Genomic DNA, 14800 nt, shown 5'->3' with positions numbered 1-14800 from the left:
AGTAAACAAGAAAATGATATAAAAACGCCTAGAGCATGATACATCGGCTGAAACTTGATTTTTGGAGCGTTTCGGCAGATTGATTTGGAACTGTTGCCATACTATCGTTTTTGCAGCGGCTGATAAAAAAGGCTGTATTTTAATAATCCGTTGATTACAACTATTTGTCAGGGAAAAGAAAATTATTTTTTCGGTTGGGTAGAAACCTATCCTATTAAATACCTTGAAGCCGAGTATGCCTGTCGGCACTATATTAAAACACAGCCTAAAAAAGCGCGAACCAAACGGTTCGCGCTTTTTTCAGACGGCATCAATTATTTTTTGTCGTCTTTTACTTCGGTAAAGTCCGCATCGACCACGTCATCGTCTTTTTGGGATGATGCGTCCGCTTGTGGACCCTCGCTGGCTTGGGCTTCGGCTTGCGCTTGCGCGTAAACCATTTCGCCCAGTTTTTGGCTGGCTATGCCCAGCGCCTCGGCTTTGGCATCGATGGCGGCTTTGTCGTCGCCTTTAACTGCTTCTTCAGCTTCTTTCAGCGCGGCTTCGATTTTTTCTTTCTCGGCAGCGTCGAGTTTGTCGCCGTAGTCCGCCAAAGATTTTTTCACGGAGTGAATCAGGGCTTCGGCTTGGTTGCGGGAAGCGACCAATTCAGTCAGTTTTTTATCTTCCTCGGCATTGGCTTCGGCATCTTTCACCATGCGTTCGATTTCTTCTTCGCTCAAACCTGAAGAACCTTGGATGGTGATGTTGGCTGCTTTGCCAGTGCCTTTGTCTTTGGCGGAAACGTGCAGGATACCGTTGGCGTCAATATCAAAGGTAACTTCGATTTGCGGCATGCCGCGCGGTGCGGGTGCGATATCGCCCAAGTTGAACTGACCCAAAGATTTGTTGGCAGCCGCGCGTTCGCGTTCGCCTTGCAGTACATGGATGGTTACTGCGCTTTGGTTGTCTTCGGCGGTAGAGAACACTTGCGATGCTTTGGTCGGGATGGTGGTGTTCTTCTGAATCAGTTTGGTCATCACGCCGCCCATGGTTTCGATACCCAAAGACAGAGGAGTTACGTCCAGTAGCAATACGTCGCTGCGGCCGCCGCTCAATACTTCGCCTTGGATCGCTGCGCCTACGGCAACGGCTTCGTCAGGGTTCACGTCTTTGCGCGGTTCTTTGCCGAAGAAGTCTTTAACGGCTTCTTGTACTTTCGGCATACGGGACTGACCGCCGACCAAAATCACGTCATCGATGTCGCCGGTGCTCAAGCCGGCATCTTTCAATGCGGTGCGGCAAGGCTCGATAGAGCGGGCAATCAGGTCTTCAACCAGGCTCTCGAATTTGGCGCGTGTAATTTTCATTGCCAAGTGTTTCGGGCCGGTTGCGTCCATGGTGATGTACGGCAGGTTGATTTCGGTTTGCTGGCCGCTGGACAATTCGATTTTGGCTTTTTCGGCAGCTTCTTTCAGACGTTGCAGAGCCATTACGTCTTGTTTCAAATCAATACCTTGTTCTTTTTTAAACTCGTCAATGATGTAGTCAATCAAGCGTTGGTCGAAGTCTTCGCCGCCCAAGAAAGTATCGCCGTTGGTAGCCAATACTTCAAATTGTTTGTCGCCGTCGAGGTTGGCGATTTCGATGATGGAAATATCGAAGGTACCGCCGCCCAAGTCATATACGGCTACTTTGCGGTCTTTGTTGTCGCCTTTATCCATACCGAATGCCAAAGCGGCTGCGGTCGGCTCGTTGATGATGCGTTTTACGTCCAAACCGGCGATACGGCCTGCGTCTTTGGTGGCTTGACGTTGGCTGTCGTTGAAGTAGGCAGGGACGGTAATCACGGCTTCGGTTACTTTTTCGCCCAAGTAAGCTTCGGCGGCTTCTTTCATTTTACGCAGGACTTCTGCGGAAATTTGAGGAGGAGACAGCTCTTTGCCTTGCGCTTTCACCCATGCGTCGCCGTTGTTGGCTTTGATGATTTCAAAAGGCATAGATTCGATGTCGCGTTGGACTTCTTTGTCTTCAAATTTGTGGCCGATCAGGCGTTTGGCGGCGTAAATGGTGTTTTTAGCGTTGGTTACGGCTTGGCGTTTGGCAGGCGCGCCGACGAGGATTTCGCCGCCGTCCAGATAAGCGATGACGGATGGTGTGGTGCGTGCGCCTTCAGCGTTTTCGATAACTTTGGTTTGACCGTTTTCGGAAATGGCCAAACAAGAGTTGGTTGTACCTAAGTCGATACCGATTACTTTTGCCATGTGGATACTCCTATTTGATTTTGCTTATTTTGAGAAATATGTTGGAACATTTTGTCCCGATGGGCTGTAAATAGGGCGGGCGGCGGGCTGTTTCAAGCTACAGCATGGTTATAATTATATAACTTTATGAATATATTGGTTTTATATTTGATTTAATACATTTGGCTCCAATGCATTCAAGCATAATATTTCAAATGGCAGGCAGGTTTATTCATAGACAATGCCGGCGAGCATTTCCTGTTCGTTCAAGTTGCCGTACTCTTTTTCCCAGTCGTGTGAAGACTCGATGATGTCGCATTCTTTGGAAAGGGAGACTTGTTCTGCATCCATATCTTTGGCGTTCAGTATGTTGAATTGTTCGCACAGGGATGCGGATAAAGTGATGTCGGGCTGTTTGGCTTCAGAACGGTTTTCTTGGAAGGCAAAGCAGAATGCGGTAAATGCCGCAGTATAGATAAGATATTTGCCGGTTTTCTTCATTTTTCTATCCTTTTTCTGTCAATTAAGGATTAAATCTATGGAAAATCTGAAAAATTATGTATTAAGTAAGAAAAATCATAATTTAAATTTAGTTTATCATAGTTGTTCCGTTTTTGGGATAGCTAAGGTAAAATATATTTCATGTTTACTTTAGATGATTGAATGAAGGGGAGCGGAAGGATATTTATGGAAACCTTTAAAGACAGACTGGTTTTTTTATGGAAAAGCGAAGCGAAGCAGGCAAAAATCGCATCCGATATTGAAATGACGATTGCGGGCTTCAGCAGGATATGGAATGAAGGCGGTTTGCCGAAGTCTGAAACATTAAAAAAAATCAAGCAGTTGAAGGGGTGTAGTATCGATTGGCTGCTGACCGGGGAAGGAGAGCCGTTTCCGGGCGCGAAGCCTGAAAAACCTGCCGCCTGCGATACTTTGGGCAATGAAGTCGATACGGACGAGTTTGTCTTCGTGCCGAGATATGATATTCGTGCGGCAGCGGGATACGGGCAGTTTGTCGATCACGAAGAGCCTGTATTTACAATGGCGTTCAGACGGCATTGGATCGAGAACTACGTTACCCGCGATGTGAAAAACCTGTCTGTGATTTCCGTTAAGGGCGATTCTATGGAGGGGGTTTTGAATGACGGCGATTCGATTTTGGTCAATCATGGGGAAAATACGCCGAGGGACGGTCTGTATGTGTTGCGGATTAATGAAAATCTGCTGGTCAAACGCCTGCAAATCGTCCCCGGCGGGATAATCAACGTTATTTCCGCCAACGAGGCTTACCCTGCTTTTGAAATTAATTTGAATCATCCTGCCGATGATGTGGAAATCATCGGGCGGGTCGAGTGGTTCGGCAGGGCGGTTTGAGTCCGGGGCTTGAAATCGGGAGCGGTCAAACTTATCTGTAAGGCAGTTTCTTTTCAGGGAACAAGCCCCCGCTTGCCTTTGCAAGGGGTTTGAGAGAGAATGCGTAAATATTATATTAAGGAATCACACCATGTCGGATGAAAGCCCTATTATTTTTACTGACAGCTGCTGTGCCAAAGTTGCCGATTTGATTGCCGAAGAAAACAATCCCGATTTGAAATTGCGGGTTTTTGTCAATGGCGGCGGCTGTTCGGGTTTCCAGTACGGATTTACTTTTGACGAAATCAAAAACGACGACGATTTTGAAATTGAGAAAAACGGTTTGGTCTTTTTGGTCGATCCGATGAGCTATCAATATCTGGTCGGTGCGGAAATCGACTATACGGAAAGTTTGCAGGGTTCGCAATTCGTCATCCGCAATCCGAATGCGGAAACAACCTGCGGTTGCGGATCGTCGTTTTCCGTATGACCGCTTGGTTTGTGTGATGCCGTCTGAACGTTCAGACGGCATTTTTACTTTTGGAAAATATATTATCGGGATGAATTCACATATAATCCGATTGTTTGAAGATGAATCGGGTTTCCCGAAAGGAACGGGCGGAACGGTATCAGGCGTATTTGTTCCCTTATGATTGAGATGAGTAAAGATTACCGAAATGATTTGTACGATGTATATGTTTCCTACCCGCCCCAAGTGGATCGCGGGCTTATCCGGGAGTGCCTCAGGGAGAATCTCGGCGAGGAAAAGGCGGAAGGATTGATCGAATCGCTCGATTCCAAACCGCAAGTGCTGGTTGAGGAAAAATGCACTTGGGCGAAACGGGAAGAGTTGCACGATTATTTCAGCTATTTGGGTTTGGATATTATTACCCGGAGATATATGGAGTTGGAAACGGTTGTGCCGCCGGAGGAAGGGGAGGGCGAAGGAGAAGGCGCGGATGGGGAAATGCCCGAATATCTTGAACTTCACGGCGGGCGGGAAGATGATATTTCCGCACCTTCGCAACCCGAACCGCCGTCCCGCAATATCAAACTGCTGGTTTTCGGGCTGCTGATTGCCTTTTTGGGCTATCTGCTCGGTAAGATTTTTTGATTGTCCGATAAATGCTGTATTCGGGATTTTATATATGAAATGGTTGAAACGTCTGACGGTCATTGTCGGGACTCTTTACCGCTATCGGCTGGCAGATCTGTGCGCTTCGCTGATGGGTAGCGGTTGGATATGCGCTCTGCTGAAAATGATGCCGCAGTCGTCCAAATTGAAAAACGAACCGCCTGCCGTCCGACTTCGCCTTGCCTTGGAAAGCCTGGGGCCGATTTTCATCAAATTCGGACAGGTATTGTCCACGCGCCCCGATTTGATTCCGCACGATTACGCCGTCGAACTGGCAAAGTTGCAAGACAAAGTGCCGCCTTTTGACGCGCGGCTTTCGCGTGAACAAATCGAAAAATCGCTGGGCCAGCCCATCGAAAAGCTGTATGCGGAATTTGAAACCGAGCCCGTCGCCAGCGCGTCCATCGCCCAAGTACACAAAGCCCGCCTGCATTCGGGCGAACAGGTCGCAGTGAAAGTCTTGCGCCCCAACCTTTTGCCCGTTATCGAACAGGATTTGTCGCTGATGCGCTTTGGTGCGGGCTGGGTGGAGCGTTTGTTTTCTGACGGCAAGCGTTTGAAGCCGCGCGAAGTGGTGGCCGAATTTGACAAATACCTGCACGATGAATTGGACTTGATGCGCGAAGCCGCCAATGCCAGCCAGCTCGGTCGCAATTTCCAAAACAGCAATATGCTGATTGTGCCGAAGGTGTTTTACGACTACTGCACCAGCGATGTGCTGACCATAGAATGGATGGACGGCACGCCGGTATCCGATATTGCCAAACTCAAAGCAGACGGCATTGATTTGCACAAACTTGCCGATTACGGCGTGGAAATCTTCTTCACGCAAGTATTCCGCGATGGCTTTTTCCATGCGGATATGCACCCCGGCAATATTTTGGTCGCCGCCGACAACCGCTACATCGCCCTCGATTTCGGCATCGTCGGCACGCTGACCGACTACGACAAACGCTATCTCGCCATCAACTTCCTCGCATTCTTCAACCGAGATTACCACCGCGTCGCCACCGCTCATATCGAATCGGGCTGGGTACCTGCCGACACGCGTGCGGAAGAATTGGAAGCCGCTGTCCGCGCCGTGTGCGAGCCTGTATTCAACAAACCGATTTCGCAGATTTCCTTCGGCTTGGTGCTGATGCGCCTGTTTGAAGTCAGCCGCCGCTTCAATGTCGAAATCCAACCGCAGTTGGTATTGCTGCAAAAAACGCTGCTCAACATCGAAGGCTTGGGACGGCAGCTTGATCCCGATTTGGACTTGTGGAAAACCGCCAAACCGTTTTTGGTGAAATGGATGAACGGGCAGGTCGGCCCCAAAGCCCTTTGGCGCAACCTCAAAAACGAAGCCCCCGACTGGGCGCAAATCATTCCTTCATTGCCGCGCAAAATCAATGCCTTGGTCGATGAGGCGCGCCGGCAGGAAATGCGTGATGCCTATATCCATTTGGTCAAAGTGCAGCAGCGGCAAAGCCTGTGGCTGGCTGTGATTGCGGTTGTTTTGCTGCTGATTTTGCTTTTGAAATAGGCTTTGTCCGAATCATCGCCCGACTCCGCCCATTTACAAGGAAACCGGTTATAGTGGATTAACAAAAACCAGTACGGCGTTGCCTCGCCTTAGCTCAAAGAGAACGATTCTCTAAGGTGCTGAAGCACCAAGTGAATCGGTTCCGTACTATCTGTACTGTCTGCGGCTTCGTCGCCTTGTCCTGATTTTTGTTAATCCACTATATTTCCGGTTGCGTGGGAATCGGGTGTATCGAATAAAAGGCATTTTGTCCGACTGGCAAGTGCCGGTATCGGCGGCATATCAAGGCGCAAGCTTGAAGCGGGCAATGCCGTCTGAAGCCCGTTTGGCGTTTCAGACGGCATTGGTGCGGATATTCAAATCATAAAGTCGATTTCGGCAAACTGGATATTTTGATCCATATCCGCCGACGGTGTTTTGGGTGCGCGTGCCACGGGTTTGGCGGGTACGCCGACAACCGTGACGGACGGCGGCACGTCTGAAACCACGACGCTGCCCGCGCCGATTTTGGCATTGCTGCCGATGCGGATATTGCCCAATATCGAGGCGTTTGCGCCGATCATCACGCCGTCGCCGATTTTGGGGTGGCGGTCGCCGCCTTCTTTGCCCGAACCGCCGAGCGTTACGCCGTGCAAAATCGAAATATTGTTGCCCAACACGGCGGTTTCGCCGGCAACAAAGCCTGTGGCGTGGTCGAGCATCAGCCCGTATCCGAAACGGGCGGCGGGATGGATGTCCACGCCGAATACTTCGGACATACGGTTTTGCAGGAAATACGCCAGCGTCTTGCGCCCGTCGAGATACAGCCGGTGGTTGATGCGGTGTGCCTGAATGGCGTGGAAGCCTTTAAAATATAAAAGCGGTAGCGAATATTCGCCGCAGGCGGGATCGCGTTCGTAAATGGCTTTTAAATCTGCTTCTACGCATTTGCTGATTTGATTGTCGCCGCACAATGCCTGCTGGCAGATTTCAAACAGGGCGCGCACGTCCATAATCGGGCTGCCGAGTTTGCTGGAAAGGTGGTAGGCAAGGACGGAGCCGAGGGAGTCGTGGCGCAACACGGTTTGGTGCAAAAAACTTGCCAGCATCGGCTCGGCGGCGGCCGCGGCCCCGGTTTCTTCGCGGATGGTGTGCCAGAGGTCGAAACCGGTTGTGTTCAAATGGTTTTTTTTCATAATGGATGCCGTCTGAAAAGCATAAGGTCGGCGGTATCTTACCGTTTATATGGTTTTTGCGGTAGGGTATTCGGCGGCGGATGTGAAATTTCCTGCCTTTGCTTGAAGTTTCTTGAAAATGTCCTTATCTTGCGCGGGTAATAACCGGATTTTGATTTCCAATTTGTTTTAAGGGATACGATATGAGCGAACAGACGCAGCAACAGCAAAACAGTGAAGAAGTGTTGGAAAATGTGGAAGCGGAAACTTCCGTCGAAGAGGCCGGAACAGCGGAAACAGTAGAAAATAATCCTGATGGACAGGAAACAACTGTTGCTCCGACTTATGAGGATTTGCAGGCGCGTGTTGCCGGGCTGGAAGCGCAGTTGAAAGACGAACAACTGCGTGCTTTGGCAAACGAGCAAAACCTGCGCCGCCGCCACCAGCAGGAAATTGCGGATACGCACAAGTTCGCCGGACAGAAGTTTGCCGTGGAAATGCTGCCGGTCAAGGATTATCTGGAAATGGCGCTTTTGGATCAGAGCGGCAATTTCGATGCGCTGAAAATGGGCGTGCAGATGACTTTGAACGAGTTGCAGAAAGCATTTGATGCTACGCAAATCAAGGAAATCAATCCTAAAGCGGGCGATAAGCTCGATCCGAATATCCATCAGGCGATGCAGGCGGTGGCAAGCGAACAGGAACCCAATACCGTGGTGGGCGTGATGAAGAAGGGTTATACGCTGTCCGACCGCGTGTTGCGCCCGGCTATGGTTACGGTGGCACAGAAGGAAGCCTGAAGGCGTCTGGGGAATAATCTGATTTATTTCCTGAAGCGCGTTTTGCGTATAAACCGATCGAAGTAAAGCGGCAATGCCGTCTGAACCCGCCTGTCGGGCTTCAGACGGCATTTTATAGTGGATTAACAAAAATCAGGACAAGGCGACGAAGCCGCAGACAGTACAGATAGTACGGCAAGGCGAGGCAACGCTGTACTGGTTTAAATTTAATCCACTATATTTCGGCATTAACGGTCAACCCGTATGCCGCCTGCCTGTTTTTCTTCATCCAGTTTCTTTTGCAGGGTGTCGCAAGGTGTGTCGCAGTCGCACATTTTTTTCATACCCAAGGCGGTAATGCCGCCGCAACTGCCTTTGATGCTGCGTTTGGAGAAAATATAGCCGACCGCCATACCGATGATGACGATCAGGAAGATGCCGAAGGTGAGGAGCAGGGTTTTCATAGTGTTTCCCAATCGGTGTGTGTTTAACGGAGCAGCTTGGCAAATTCGGAAGATATCGCGGTGCGGTAGCCGCCTTTATCCCTGACAATCAGGAAAACGGCGAGTTTTTCTTGTTCTGCCAGCTTTAAGGCTTCGGTTTCGCCTAAAACAAATAATCCTGTGGACAAGCCGTCCGCCGTCATCGCGCTGTCTGCGACCACGCTGATGGAGGCGAGGTTGTGGCTGATGGGGCGTTTGTTGTTCGGGTTGATGATATGGGAGAGGCGTTTGCCGTTTTTATCGACGTGGAAAATACGGTAATCGCCGGAAGTGGCAAGCGAACGGTTGTTCAGCGGGACGATAATCTGCGTATTGCCGCCTTGGACGATATTGGGCTGCTCGATACCGATGCGCCACGGTTCGCCGCGCGCGTTTTTGCCTTTGCCGTGCAACTCGCCGCCGATTTCGACCAGATAATTTTGAATGCCGTATTTTTCCAGTTCGCCCGCAACTTTATCGACACCGAAGCCTTTGGCAATCGAAGATAAATCCAAATAGGCCTTGGGGTGGGTTTTGCTCAAGGAAGCGTAATCTTTGCCTTGTTTCAAAATGATTTTGTCTATGCCCGTATAAGATGCCGCCTGTTTGATTTGTTCCGGCGACGGTTCACGGGTAACGGATTTGTCGGGGCCGAATCCCCAAAGGTTGACCAAGGGGCCGACAGTTACGTCCAGTGCGCCGTGTGTCAGGCGGTTCAGGCGGACGGCTTCGGCAGTAACGTATGCGAAGTCGCTTGAAATGCGGAGGGGCTTGCCGGCTGTGTGTTGGTTGAACCGGCTGATTTCGGAGTCGGGCTGATAGGTGGACATCTGCCGGTTGACTTCTTTAAGCGCGTCATCGATGCGCTTTTGTATTTCGGCAGGTGAGGGGAGTTTGTCCCGATTATTTGAAAGGTATTTGACGGTATAGGTCGTGCCCATCGTTTCGCCTTGCAGGGTAACGGTTTGCGCGGTTTGTTCCGAACAGGCGTTCAGGAAGATGAAACCCAGGGCAAATATCAAGGCGCGGATAAAGTTCGGCAGGCGTGTTTCAGACGGCATAGTGTTTGACGGTTTTGGCAAATGGCTTGAATTATATCGCAAAACGGCCGGTATGTTTCTATGCCGATGCCGTCTGAAGGGTGTTCGGACGGCATCGCCCGTCGTTTAGGTGGCGGTAATATAGTGGATTAAATTTAAATCAGGACAAGGCGACGAAGCTGCAGACAGTACAAATAGTACGGCAAGGCGAGGCAACGCCGTACTGGTTTAAATTTAATCCACTATAAAAAACAAACCGGTGTTTTACCAACCGGTTTGTCAGGGTTTAATGGTCAGCGCGTCCTGCGTTGCCATTTATTGTAGTAGTATTCGTAATCTTCATCACGACCGCCCGATTCAATCCAATCATCGTATTCGGGGCTGTTTTCAAAGCTGTCAGACATTATCCGTACCTCGCAAAATGGGTTTATCGATACTTTTTTAGTTATGGAATCAACCATAACTAAAAAGAAGTATACTTCTTTGCTTTTCCGCCAGAATATTTAACCGCACATCCGCCGCAGGGTAAAAATGGAAGTTCAACGATATTGATACTGGTATGGGCGGATGCCGTCTGAAGGGTGTTCGGACGGTATCGGATAAAAAAAGGAAGAAACCGAGGTTTCTTCCTTTTGTGTTTGAAGCCGAATATTTAACCGCCGAAATCGTCCAAGAGGATGTTTTCGTCTTCCACGCCTAAGTCTTTGAGCATTTTGATGACGGACTGGTTCATAATCGGAGGGCCGCACATATAAAATTCGCAGTCTTCCGGTGCTTCGTGATTTTTCAGGTGGTTTTCGTAAACCACGTTGTGAATGAAGCCTGTGTAGCCGTCCCAGTTGTCTTCAGGCAATGGGTCGGACAGGGCGACGTGCCACGTGAAGTTCGGGAATTCTGCTGCGAGTTGGTCGAAGTCTTCGACATAGAACATCTCGCGTTTGGAACGTGCGCCGTACCAGAAGGTGATTTTGCGTTTGGAGTTCAAACGTTTCAACTGGTCGAAAATGTGGGAACGCATCGGCGCCATACCCGCGCCGCCGCCGATAAATACCATTTCGGCATAGGTGTCTTTGGCGAAAAATTCGCCGAACGGGCCGGAGATGGTTACTTTGTCGCCGGGTTTGAGCGACCAGATGTAGGACGACATTTGTCCCGGAGGCGCATCAGGTACGCGTGGGGGCGGCGTGGCGATACGCACGTTCAGCATAATGATGCCTTTTTCTTCAGGGTATGAAGCCATAGAGTAGGCGCGCAAAATCGGCTCGTCCACTTTGGAAACGTATTGCCACAAATTGTATTTGTCCCAGTCTTCGTGATATTCCTTAGGAATGTCGAAGTCTTTGTAGGCGACAGTGTGCGGCGGGGCTTCGATTTGGATGTAGCCGCCGGCGCGGAAGGGGACTTCTTCGCCTTCGGGAATGGCAAGCTTGAGTTCTTTAATGAACGTGGCTTTGTTGTCGTTGGAAATGACGGTGCATTCCCATTTTTTCACGCCGAACACTTCTTCGGGTACTTCGATGTCCATGTCGGTTTTAACGTTGACTTGACAAGACAGACGGCAGCCTTCGCGCGCTTCGCGTTTGCTGATGTGGGACAACTCGGTTGGCAGAATGTCGCCGCCGCCGCTTTTCACGACAACGCGGCATTGTCCACATGAGCCGCCGCCACCGCAGGCGGAAGGAACAAAAATACCTTGGCTGGCAAGCGCGCCCAAGAGTTTGCCGCCGGCGGGCATCGTCAGTTCTTTTTCATCATTGACTTTGATGGTGATGTCGCCTTCGCTCACCAACTTGGATTTGGCAAACAGAATCATCAGTGCCAAAGCTAAGACGATGACGGTAAACATTACAATACCTAAAATAATCTCCATGCCGATTCCTTTCTTATAACTGGATGCCGGAGAACGACATAAACGCCATCGCCATCAGGCCAGCGGCGATAAAGGTAATGCCCAAGCCTTTGAGGCCTTTGGGAGCGTCCGAATATTTCATTTTTTCGGTAATGCCCGCCAAAGCGACAATCGCCAACATCCAGCCCAGGCCTGCGCCGAAGCCGTACACGACGGACTCGCCGAAGTTGTATTCGCGTTGCGCCATAAAGGATACGGCACCGAAAATCGCGCAGTTTACGGTAATCAGCGGCAGGTAGATACCCAATGCGTTGTAGAGGGCGGGGACGAATTTATCCAAGAACATTTCCAAAATCTGCACCAAAGCGGCAATCACGCCGATGAAGGTGATGAATTTCAAAAAGGTCAAATCCACGCCTTCGACAATCGCGCCGTCTTTGAGCAGCGAGTAAACCAATTGGTTGGCGGGGACGGACAGTCCGAGTACGAAAATCACCGCCACACCCAAACCGAATGCGGTGGATACTTTTTTGGATACCGCCAAAAACGTGCACATACCCAAAAAGAAGGATAGCGCCATATTTTCGATGAAGACGGATTTGATAAAGAGGCTCAAATAGTGTTCCATAGCTTATTCCTCCGCCTGTTCGGGTTTCCAGGTACGCAGTCCCCAAATCAAAAAGCCGATAATGAAGAACGCGCTGGGGGCGAGCAGGAACAGGCCGTTGGTCTGATACCAGCCGCCGTCCTGCACGGTTTGAAAGACGGTATAACCTAAAAGTTTGCCTGAGCCGATCAGTTCGCGTACGGTGGCGACGACAAGCAGCATCATCCCGTAGCCCGCGCCGTTGCCGATACCGTCGATCAGGCTTTCCAGCGGAGGTTCTTTCATCGCAAATGCTTCGGCACGGCCCATCACGATACAGTTGGTGATAATCAGACCGACGAATACGGAAAGTTGTTTGGACAGCTCATAAGCAAAGGCTTGGAGCAGTTGGTCGACCAGCGTAACCAGCGACGCGATAATCGCCATTTGCACGATGATGCGGATGCTGTTGGGGATGTAGTTGCGTACCAAAGAAATGAAAAAACTGGAAAAACCGGTTACCAAAGCTACGGAAATACCCATTACGATGGCCGTCTGAAGTTTGGTGGTAACCGCCAAAGCCGAACAAATACCCAAAACCTGCAAGGCAATCGGGTTGTTGTCGATAAAGGGTGAAAACATCAAGTGTTTCAAGCGTTTCATATCAGCCATTATTGTGCTCCTGCTGATTTCAATTTGTTCAGGTAGGGGATATAGCCGTTTTCGCCGAACCAGTAGGCGAACGAACCTTGCACGCCTTTGGAAGTCAGCGACGCGCCGGAGAGGGCATCTACGCCGTGTTCTTTGTCTGAACCCGCGCCTTTGCCGACGTGCAGGGCGAGTTTGCCTTGTCCGTCAAACAGTTTTTTGCCGACGAATTTTTGCTGCCACAAAGGATTGCCGATTTCGCCGCCCAAGCCCGGGGTTTCGCCTTGTTCGTAGTAGGTAATGCCGTTGATGGTGTTGCCGTCGGGTTGGATGGCGACAAAACCGTACATCACCGACCACAAACCGTTGCCGTGCATCGGCAGGATGATTTGCCCGATTTTGCCGTCTTCGCCTTTTACCAAGTAAACCTCAGTGTATTTGGCACGGCTTTTGATGCCTGCCAAATCGTCTTCAGGTTTGATTTGGATGCTTTGCGCGGGGTCTTTGCCGGCAACGCGCGCGCTGAAGTCTTTCGGCGCGTCTTTCACATATTCGCCGGTCGCCAAGTCCACGACACGTTGCTCGATACGTTCGGCAAAGGTTTTGCCGATGTCGGTGTTTTTATCCATCAAACCGGCTACGCTCAAGATATAGCCTTGTTTGTCTTGGAGTTTTTGTTTTTCTTGGATGGGTTTCAAGCCGACGACCGCACCGGCAACGATGACCGAGCAAATCAGGCTGACCGCCAACACCACAATCAGCGTGCCGCTGAAGCTGTCTTTATCGAATTTCTTAGCCATTGCTGCGCGCCTTTCTGCGTTTGATGTTCGCTTGTGCGACGAAATAGTCGAAAATCGGGGCAAACAGGTTGGCAAACAGAATCGCCAACATCATACCTTCGGGGTAAGCCGGATTGACCACACGGATTAACACGCACATCACGCCGATAAGCGCGCCGTACCACCATTTGCCGACATTGGTAAAGGAAGCGGAAACAGGGTCGGTCGCCATAAACAGCATACCGATGGCGAAGCCGCCGACGACCAAATGCCAGTACCAAGGCATAGCAAACATAGCGTTGGTGTCCGAACCGATGAAGTTGAACAGCGAAGACATCGCAATCATACCGATCATCACGCCGACAATAATGCGCCAAGAAGCGATGCGGGCAAACACGATAAACGCGCCGCCGATTAAGAGCGCCAAAGTGGAGACTTCGCCGATGGAGCCGGGCAGTTTGCCGATAAACGCGTCCATCCAAGTGATGGTTTGACCGGTTACGGCGTTTTTCAGGCCGTCTGCACCGTGTGCCGCCCATTGCGCCAGCGCGGTTGCGCCGGAATAGCCGTCAACCGCCGTCCAAACCGCATCACCGCTCAAGTTGGCAGGGTAGGCGAAGAACAGGAAGGCACGGCCTGCCAGCGCAGGGTTCATAAAGTTTTTACCCGTACCGCCGAATACTTCTTTCGCAACCACAACGCCGAAAGAAATACCCAAAGCCGCCTGCCACAGCGGCAGCGTGGGCGGAACGATTAAGGCAAACAGAATCGAAGTAACGAAGAAACCTTCGTTGATTTCGTGTTTGCGCACGGTGGCGAACAAGACTTCCCAAAAACCGCCGACGATAAATACGGTCGCGTAAATCGGCAGGAAATAAATCGCGCCGAACAGCATTTTGCCCAACACGCCCGCTTCAGACGACATATTGATGCCCAAAGCGTCGGCAAGGGCGTAATGCCAGTCGTTGGCGATGCTTTGTTGCAGCAAATCAGGCGTCAGCGCACCGAATGCCTGCGCGCCGACGTTGTACATGCCGTAAAACATGGCGGGGAACAAAGCCAGCCACACCAAAATCATCATGCGCTTGGAGTCGAGCGCGTCGCGGACGTGTGCCGCTTTGCGCGTTACCGCGCCGGATGTGTAGAAAATCGTCGCCGCAGCTTCATAGAGGGCATACCATTTTTCATGTTTGCCGCCCGGCAGGAAGTGCGGTTCGATTTTTTCCAGAAAATGTTTCAAGCCCATAA

General features: G+C 50.6%; 17 protein-coding genes. 7 read left to right on the top strand and 10 right to left on the bottom strand.

The genetic code is table 11. The features are described from left to right. Window positions 1–314: 314 nt before the first annotated feature. Both dnaK and ACNAU7_RS02870 read right to left on the bottom strand, forming a co-directional pair. Window positions 315–2243 (bottom strand): molecular chaperone DnaK, encoded by a 1929-nt coding sequence (dnaK, locus tag ACNAU7_RS02875; RefSeq protein ID WP_416300528.1) that lies wholly within the window; start codon window positions 2241–2243, stop codon window positions 315–317. Between the two features lie 207 nt (window positions 2244–2450). Next, entirely contained in the window at window positions 2451–2723 is a 273-nt protein-coding gene (locus tag ACNAU7_RS02870; protein ID WP_002225570.1) for a hypothetical protein, read from the bottom strand. A 186-nt stretch (window positions 2724–2909) separates the two neighbouring features. On the opposite strand from ACNAU7_RS02870, the gene ACNAU7_RS02865 reads away from it, so the two are divergent. From ACNAU7_RS02865 to ACNAU7_RS02840, 6 genes are all read left to right on the top strand, one after another. Further along, entirely contained in the window at window positions 2910–3596 is a 687-nt protein-coding gene (locus ACNAU7_RS02865; protein WP_308075781.1) for a helix-turn-helix transcriptional regulator, read from the top strand. A gap of 130 nt (window positions 3597–3726) precedes the next feature. Then, a complete protein-coding gene (erpA, locus tag ACNAU7_RS02860) occupies window positions 3727–4065 on the top strand; it encodes an iron-sulfur cluster insertion protein ErpA (protein ID WP_002219692.1) in 339 nt (112 codons plus the stop codon). 16 nt (window positions 4066–4081) lie between these two features. Continuing rightward, entirely contained in the window at window positions 4082–4228 is a 147-nt protein-coding gene (locus tag ACNAU7_RS02855) for a hypothetical protein (protein WP_003709540.1), read from the top strand. Next, complete coding sequence (locus ACNAU7_RS02850; protein ID WP_002214376.1) at window positions 4225–4689, top strand: hypothetical protein; 465 nt, start codon at window positions 4225–4227, stop codon at window positions 4687–4689. The genes ACNAU7_RS02855 and ACNAU7_RS02850 overlap by 4 nt, the downstream gene beginning before the upstream one ends. Window positions 4690–4723: 34 nt before the next feature. After that, window positions 4724–6235 (top strand): ubiquinone biosynthesis regulatory protein kinase UbiB, encoded by a 1512-nt coding sequence (ubiB, locus tag ACNAU7_RS02845; protein WP_416300518.1) that lies wholly within the window; start codon window positions 4724–4726, stop codon window positions 6233–6235. A 226-nt stretch (window positions 6236–6461) separates the two neighbouring features. After that, on the top strand, window positions 6462–6602 hold the full coding sequence (locus tag ACNAU7_RS02840) for a hypothetical protein (protein WP_416300516.1): 141 nt from the start codon (window positions 6462–6464) through the stop codon (window positions 6600–6602). On the opposite strand, the gene cysE is transcribed toward ACNAU7_RS02840, so the two are convergent. Continuing rightward, window positions 6592–7410, bottom strand: coding sequence for a serine O-acetyltransferase (cysE, locus tag ACNAU7_RS02835; protein WP_416300514.1), 819 nt, complete (start codon window positions 7408–7410; stop codon window positions 6592–6594). The two genes, ACNAU7_RS02840 and cysE, sit on opposite strands and share 11 nt — an antisense overlap. Before the next feature lie 182 nt (window positions 7411–7592). On the opposite strand from cysE, the gene grpE reads away from it, so the two are divergent. After that, the gene (grpE, locus tag ACNAU7_RS02830) at window positions 7593–8189 is read left to right on the top strand and encodes a nucleotide exchange factor GrpE (RefSeq protein ID WP_416300512.1); all 597 of its coding nucleotides are present in this window, start codon (window positions 7593–7595) and stop codon (window positions 8187–8189) included. Between the two features lie 227 nt (window positions 8190–8416). On the opposite strand, the gene nqrM is transcribed toward grpE, so the two are convergent. From nqrM to ACNAU7_RS02795, 7 genes are all read right to left on the bottom strand, one after another. After that, window positions 8417–8632 (bottom strand): (Na+)-NQR maturation NqrM, encoded by a 216-nt coding sequence (gene nqrM / locus ACNAU7_RS02825; RefSeq protein WP_013449391.1) that lies wholly within the window; start codon window positions 8630–8632, stop codon window positions 8417–8419. A gap of 23 nt (window positions 8633–8655) precedes the next feature. Further along, a complete protein-coding gene (locus ACNAU7_RS02820) occupies window positions 8656–9711 on the bottom strand; it encodes an FAD:protein FMN transferase (RefSeq protein WP_416300509.1) in 1056 nt (351 codons plus the stop codon). Window positions 9712–10342: 631 nt separating this feature from the next. After that, a complete protein-coding gene (gene nqrF, locus ACNAU7_RS02815) occupies window positions 10343–11560 on the bottom strand; it encodes an NADH:ubiquinone reductase (Na(+)-transporting) subunit F (RefSeq protein ID WP_416300507.1) in 1218 nt (405 codons plus the stop codon). A gap of 13 nt (window positions 11561–11573) precedes the next feature. After that, entirely contained in the window at window positions 11574–12167 is a 594-nt protein-coding gene (gene nqrE, locus ACNAU7_RS02810) for an NADH:ubiquinone reductase (Na(+)-transporting) subunit E (RefSeq protein ID WP_002223986.1), read from the bottom strand. A 3-nt stretch (window positions 12168–12170) separates the two neighbouring features. Continuing rightward, on the bottom strand, window positions 12171–12797 hold the full coding sequence (locus tag ACNAU7_RS02805) for an NADH:ubiquinone reductase (Na(+)-transporting) subunit D (protein WP_002214361.1): 627 nt from the start codon (window positions 12795–12797) through the stop codon (window positions 12171–12173). Then, complete coding sequence (locus ACNAU7_RS02800; RefSeq protein ID WP_101036385.1) at window positions 12797–13573, bottom strand: Na(+)-translocating NADH-quinone reductase subunit C; 777 nt, start codon at window positions 13571–13573, stop codon at window positions 12797–12799. Before ACNAU7_RS02800 ends, ACNAU7_RS02805 begins: the two co-directional genes overlap by 1 nt. Further along, window positions 13566–14798 carry an NADH:ubiquinone reductase (Na(+)-transporting) subunit B gene (locus ACNAU7_RS02795; protein WP_416300490.1) on the bottom strand — a complete coding sequence of 411 codons (1233 nt, stop codon included), beginning with the start codon at window positions 14796–14798 and terminating at the stop codon, window positions 13566–13568. Before ACNAU7_RS02795 ends, ACNAU7_RS02800 begins: the two co-directional genes overlap by 8 nt. Window positions 14799–14800: the final 2 nt, after the last annotated feature.

The organism is Neisseria sp. LACPHL-SPEC-2024-00856 (genome assembly GCF_047915665.1).
Classification (GTDB): Bacteria; Pseudomonadota; Gammaproteobacteria; order Burkholderiales; family Neisseriaceae; genus Neisseria; species Neisseria polysaccharea.
This window is presented reverse-complemented; position numbering and strand designations above follow the sequence as displayed.